Annotated in this window: 4 protein-coding genes and 1 riboswitch; of the genes, 2 read left to right on the forward strand and 2 right to left on the reverse strand. The window is 65.5% G+C overall.

Going from position 1 to position 5539, the window contains the following annotated elements; genetic code table 11:
• Window positions 1-67: riboswitch (SAM riboswitch) on the forward strand. This riboswitch is flagged as partial in the annotation.
• Between the two features lie 62 nt (window positions 68-129).
• A complete protein-coding gene (locus ACE3S9_RS14115; protein WP_374547114.1) occupies window positions 130-1335 on the forward strand; it encodes an O-succinylhomoserine sulfhydrylase in 1206 nt (401 codons plus the stop codon).
• Between the two features lie 28 nt (window positions 1336-1363).
• Here the strand turns inward: ACE3S9_RS14115 and ACE3S9_RS14120 are convergent, their stop codons facing one another.
• Window positions 1364-1768, reverse strand: coding sequence for a DUF2147 domain-containing protein (locus ACE3S9_RS14120; RefSeq protein ID WP_374547115.1), 405 nt, complete (start codon window positions 1766-1768; stop codon window positions 1364-1366).
• Window positions 1769-2022: 254 nt separating this feature from the next.
• Between ACE3S9_RS14120 and ACE3S9_RS14125 the strand changes: the two genes are divergently transcribed.
• On the forward strand, window positions 2023-4752 hold the full coding sequence (locus tag ACE3S9_RS14125) for a GNAT family N-acetyltransferase (RefSeq protein WP_374547116.1): 2730 nt from the start codon (window positions 2023-2025) through the stop codon (window positions 4750-4752).
• Window positions 4753-4757: 5 nt separating this feature from the next.
• Here ACE3S9_RS14125 and ACE3S9_RS14130 read toward each other — a convergent pair.
• The coding region (locus ACE3S9_RS14130; protein ID WP_374547117.1) for a L,D-transpeptidase family protein at window positions 4758-5539 on the reverse strand (782 nt) is incomplete at its 5' end.

The raw sequence follows: 5539 nt of genomic DNA on the forward strand, positions 1-5539 counted from the left end.
TCATTTGAGCCGGCCGGCTTGCCGCCACGTTAAACCAATGCGCTAAACAGGCCGGGACTGCCCAAAATCGAGCAGCCGGCCGCCTTTGCTCCCCGAGCACGGGAGCAAAGCGCCGTGAGGAGTTTTTTCATGTCCGCCTATGATCGCCCCGCCATCGACGCCAGAACCCTGCGCCCGCGCACGAAAATGGTGCATGGCGGAACGATGCGCTCGGCCTATGGCGAGACGGCGGAGGCTTTGTTCCTGACGCAGGGCTTTGTCTACAACAGCGCCGAAGTCGCCGAAGGTCGTTTCACCGGCGAGGACGAGGGCTTTCAATACAGCCGTTTCGGCAATCCGACCGTCGCGATGTTCGAGCAGCGCATGGCTCTGCTCGAAGGCGCGGAGGCCGCGCGCGCCACCGCGACCGGCATGGCGGCGGTGACCAATGCGCTGATGGGCCAGGTGCGGGCGGGCGACCATGTCGTCGCCTCGCGGGCTTTGTTCGGCTCCTGCCTCTATATCGTGACCGATCTTCTGCCGCGTTTCGGCGTCGAGACGACTTTGGTCGACGGCCATGATCTCGACGCGTGGAAGGCGGCGCTGCGGCCCAACACCAAGACCTCCTTCATCGAAAGCCCGACCAATCCGGGTCTCGGCGTGCTGGATATCGCCGCCATCGCCGGGATCGTCCATTCGGTCGGCGCGACCTTGGTGGTCGACAATGTCTTCGCCACGCCGTTGATGCAGCGGCCGCTGGAGCTGGGCGCCGATTGCGTGGTCTATTCCGCGACCAAACATATCGACGGCCAGGGTCGCTGTCTCGGCGGCGTGATCCTTGGATCGAATGCCTTCATCGACACGCATATTCACAATTATCTGCGCCAGACCGGGCCGTCGCTCTCGCCCTTCAACGCCTGGGTGCTGCTGAAAGGGCTGGAGACCCTGCCGCTGCGCGTCGCCCAGCAGCAGGACAGCGCCGGCAAGATCGCCGATTTCCTCGCCGGCGAGGCGAATATCGCGCGGGTCTATTATCCCGGCCGCAAGGATCACCCGCAATATGAGCTGGTCCAGCGCCAGATGACGGGGCCGTCGACCATGGTGTCCTTCGATGTCGTGGGCGGCAAGGCCGAGGCCTTCCGCATGGCCAACGCCTTCGAGATCATCAAGATCTCCAACAATCTCGGCGACGCCAAGAGCCTCGTCACCCATCCGGCGACCACGACCCATCAGCGCCTGAGCGAACAGGAGCGGCAGGCGGCCGGCATCGGCCAGGGCATGTTGCGGCTGTCGGTGGGGCTGGAGGATGTCGACGACCTGATCGACGATCTCAAGCGCGGGCTGGCGAAGATCTGAGACGGCGGATGATCATGCTGCGCGCGGTTCAGTTCGCGCGCACCCAGTTCATCGACTTGCAGATCAGCCCGCCCAGCACGCAGCCGCTGGTGCGCAGCTTCTTGCCATTGACCACAATCTTGCCGCTATAGGTCTTGCCGTCTTCCGGATTGAAAGCCTGGCCGGTCCACGAGGTCTGGTCGGCGCGCGCCATGTCGAAAAACACTTTTTGGCCGATATGGGCCTTGGAATTGGGATTCTTCAGCCAGACGACGGTCCCGCACAGCCCGCCGCCGCAGGGCGAGAACTGGACCTTCGAGGCGCCGTCCTCGCGCATCCAGACGCCTTCCGCCTCCTGCGCGCGGGCGCCCGCCACGCCAAGGGTCAGCGCGGCGAGGGCGGTCGCAGCGATGCGGATCGTGCGCAAAAACCTGCGGCAATCGAAAACGATCATGCTTTCTCCCTGCGACGCGCTCGTCTGTCTCTGGCGAAGAATGATCCATCGCAAGGCTTGCGCGAAGCAAATGCGCGAATCATGCCCAGTCATTTGTTTAGACGTGACTTAAATCCGTCCCGGCGCCTGTGCGCAAGGGCAATCGCGCCGCCTGCCTCCGCCCGCCCCGATTGCGGGGTGGATTGTCCGCGAAAAATCGCTAGCTTCGCAATCGCGGCCGGACGCCCGGCGCTTGAAATGGCAGGAGAAATGGCATGAGCACCCGCCAATTGGACCGCGCCTTCCAGCCCAAATCGCTGGCGCTGGTGGGCGCGAGCGACCGCGCCGGGTCGACCGGCCGCGCGGTGCTCGACAATATCCTGTCGGCTGGTTTTTCCGGCGTGCTCCATGTCGTCCATCCCCGCTACGAGGAGATCGCCGGACGGAAATCCTTCCGTGAATTGCGCGATATTCCCGAGCCGCCGGACCTGGTCATCGTGGTGGCGCCGAAGGAAAATGTCGTGGCCATCGTGAACGAGGCGGCGGATCTGTCGATTCCCGCCGCCATCGTGATGACCGACGATCCCACGCCCGGCGCCGATTCCCTGTTCGAACAGCTACGCGGCATCGCGCGCCGGCGCAGCATCCGCATTTTCGGCCCCAATTGCCACGGCGTCATCGCGCCGCGCGCCAAGCTCAACGCCAGCCTGTCGGCCCAGCCGGCGCGCGCGGGCGACCTTGCGGTCATCTCGCAATCGGCGGCGGTGATGGAGGCGATCGCCGCCTGGGGTCACGAACGGCAGGTCGGTTTTTCCGGCATGATCGCGCCCGGCCATATGGCGGATGTCGACATCGACGACCTGCTCGATTTTTATGCGCTTGACCCGATGACCCGGGCGATCCTGCTTTATGTCGAGCAGCTCGAGGACGCCAAGGGTTTCATGTCGGCGGCCCGCGCCGCCTCGCGCATCAAACCTGTGATCGTGGTGCGCTCGGGCCGTCACGAGGCGTCGCGCCGCGCCGGCACCCACGCCGGCAATCTCGCCACCGCCGACGACGTCTATGCCGCCGCCTTCCGGCGCGCGGGGTTGCTTCGCGTGCCCTCCATCGGCGCCTTGTTCGAGGCCGCTGAGGCGCTGGCGCGCATCAAGCCGTTCAACGGCGACCGTCTCGCCATCGTCACCAACGGCCGCGGCGTCGGCTATCTGGCCATCGACCGGCTGCTGGACCTCGGCGGCCGGCTGGCCGACATTTCGCCCGCGACCCGCGACGCTTTGAAAACCGTGTTGCCGGACTATTGGAACGGGGCGCCGCCGGTTGAGCTGTCGACCAATGCGTCCGCAGCCGATTACGGCCAGGCGCTTTCGCTCGTCCTGCAGGACCGCGCCAATGATGCGGTGCTGGCGATGCACTCGCCAAACGTGCTGGTCAGCGCCGAGGACGTCGCCAAGGCCGCCGTCGAGGCGGTCAAGAAACATCGCAAGTCCTCGATCAACGCCAAGCCGGTCTTTGCGGTCTGGTACGGCGCCAACGAGGCAATCAGCCGCATTTTCGAGGAAGCGCGCATTCCGCGCTATGAGGGCGGCGCGGTCGCCGGCTTCATGCATATGGTGAAATGGCAGAAGGCCCGCGAGGCGCTAATGGCGGCGCCGCCCTCGCTGCCGGTCGATTTCGCGCCCAATGTCGCCAAGGCCCGCGCCGTGGTGCAGCAGGCGATCGCGCGCGGCGGGACCTGGCTGGCGCCGATCGAAATCAGCGCCTTGTTAGAGGCCTATGACATTCCGATCGCCCCGGCGCGGCTGGCCCGCTCGCCGGAGGAGGCGGCTGAGGTCGCCCGGCTGGTGCTCGGCCGTTATGGCGGCTGCGTCGTGAAAATCATGTCGCGCGACATCGTTCATAAATCGGATTTCGGCGGCGTCGTGCTCGATCTGCGCTCGGTCGAGCAGGTGGTCGACGCGACGCAGAAAATGCTGGAGCGCGTCGCCGTCGAGCTTCCCAACGCCCGGGTCGACGGCGTCACCATCCACCCCATGGTGCGCCGGACGAATGCGCGCGAACTGGTGATGGGCGTTACCGACGATCCGACCTTCGGCCCCGTCATCGTGTTCGGGCGCGGCGGCAAGGCGGTCGAGGTCATCAACGACAAGGCGCTGGCCTTGCCGCCGCTCGATCTCTGCCTGGCGCGCGGGCTGATCGAACAGACCCGCGTCGTGCGGGCGTTGCGCGATTATCGCGACGTTCCGGCGGCGGATATCGACGCGGTCGCGCTGCTGCTGGTCAAGCTGTCGCAACTTTCCGCCGATATTCCCGAGATCCGCGAGCTGGAGTTCAATCCGGTGCTGGCCGACGCCGACGGCGTCGTGGTGGTCGACGCCCGCGCCTCTGTCGCGCCGTTCGACGGGCGCCTGCGCTCGGGCTGCAATCCGCGCTTCGCGGTCGCCCCCTATCCCAAGGCGCAGGAGCGGCGCACTACGCTCAAGAACGGCACGCCGGTGCAATTGCGCCCGGTGCGGCCCGAGGACGAAGAGATGTACAAGGTCTTCTTCGCCCATGTCTCGCCCGAGGACATCAGGCTGCGCTTCTTCGCGCCGGTGAAGGAATTTTCGCACGCCTTCATCGCCCGCCTGATCCAGATCGATTATGCGCGCTCCTTCGTCTGCGTCGCGGTGGACGAGAACACCGGCCTGATGCTGGGCGTGGTGCGGCTGATGCTCGACGCTGACCATGACCATGGCGAATACGCCATTCTGCTGCGCTCCGACCTGAAAGGGCAGGGGCTGGGCTGGAAGCTGATGAAATATATGATCGAGACGGCCCGCGCCGAGGGCATCAAAATGGTCGAGGGCCAGGTGCTCAGCGAGAACGAGCCGATGCTGTCGATGAATCGCGCGCTCGGCTTCAAGGTCGAGGACGATCCGGCCGAACATGGCGTCAAGAAGGTCGTGCTCGACCTGACCCAGCCGCCGACCGCCGCCGAGACGCGGCCCAATTCGGAGGCGAAATAGGCGGCTCAGCCCCCGACCGTGTCGACGTTATAGACGTCGTCGCGGAAATGGACCGTGCCGTCGGCGGAGGCCCAGCCGGTCATATAGACCCAGACCACCGGCACCGGCTTCGGCAGTTTGATGTCCTCGCGCGCGCCGGTGGCGATGCGCTGCTGGATCAACTGGCCGGTCCAGCCGCCGGAAAGGCTTCCCGAAACCGGCGCGGGCGCGCCGGGGCCGGCCACCAGTGGATCAGCCGTCGCGCCATTGACCGGAACGCCCTGCAGCAGCCAGGCGGCCAGGTCGTAGACGCCCTGCACGCGCACGCAGCCATGCGACAGGAAGCGATAGTCGTTGACGAACAGATTGCGCGACGGCGTGTCGTGCATATAGACCGCGTCGGGATTGGGCATGGCGATGCGGATCAGGCCGAGCGAATTGCCCGCGCCGGAATCCTGCCGCAGCGTGTAATTGGTCGCCCGGTCCGAATTCCAGTTGATCGAGGCCGGATTGATCTCCTGACCCTTGCCGTCGAGGATCCTTATGCGGGCGCGCGCCAGATAATTCGGCTGCTTGCGCATTTTCGGAATGATCTCGTTCTTGATGATCGAGACCGGCACGGTCCAGGTCGGATTGAGATTGATCGCCACGATTTTCGCGGCGATCTGCGGCGACTGATGGTCCGGCCCGCCGACAATGGCGGCGTAGCGATGGGCGACGCGGCCGTTTTCGATCGCGTCCACGGCGGTCGAGGGAATATTCACCGCGACATATTTGTCGCCGAACGGGAAATTCAGCCCGGCGAGCC

This window comes from Rhodoblastus sp. (genome assembly GCF_041915505.1).
Lineage (GTDB): Bacteria > Pseudomonadota > Alphaproteobacteria > Rhizobiales > Beijerinckiaceae > Rhodoblastus.